Here is a 427-nt window from a genome sequence, read left to right as displayed (position 1 = left end):
CTCGATGATCGGCCGCCCGGCCGTGCTCTACCTGGACGAGCCGACCACCGGCCTCGACCCCCGCACCCGCAACGAGGTGTGGGACGAGGTGCAGCGGATGGTCGCCGAGGGGGCCACCGTCCTGCTCACCACCCAGTACATGGAGGAGGCCGAGCAGCTCGCGAACGAGCTGACGGTCATCGACAAGGGCAAGGTCATCGCCAACGGCAAGGTCGACGAGCTGAAGGCCCGCGTCGGCGGCCGCACCCTGCGGATCCGCCCCGTCGACTCCTCCGACCTGCCGGGCATGGCCCGTTCGCTGGCCGAGACCGGACTGGACGGGGTCGCCGGCTCGCAGGCCGTCCCGGACGAGGGCGTGCTGCTCGTCCCGATCCTGAGCGACGAGCAGCTGACCGCCGTGGTCGGTCTGCTGGCCGCCCGCGGGTAC

At 72.1% G+C, this 427-nt stretch carries 1 pseudogene; it reads left to right on the top strand.

Annotation, left to right across the window (positions count from 1 at the left end):
• Positions 1-427, top strand: a pseudogene (locus G3I78_RS48885) (daunorubicin/doxorubicin resistance ABC transporter ATP-binding protein DrrA); the annotation flags it as partial.

It is taken from the genome of Streptomyces sp. SID13726 (assembly GCF_010548375.1).
Lineage (GTDB): Bacteria > Actinomycetota > Actinomycetes > Streptomycetales > Streptomycetaceae > Streptomyces.
Note: the sequence above shows the minus strand (reverse complement) of the source record. Positions and strands in the feature narration are given on the sequence as shown.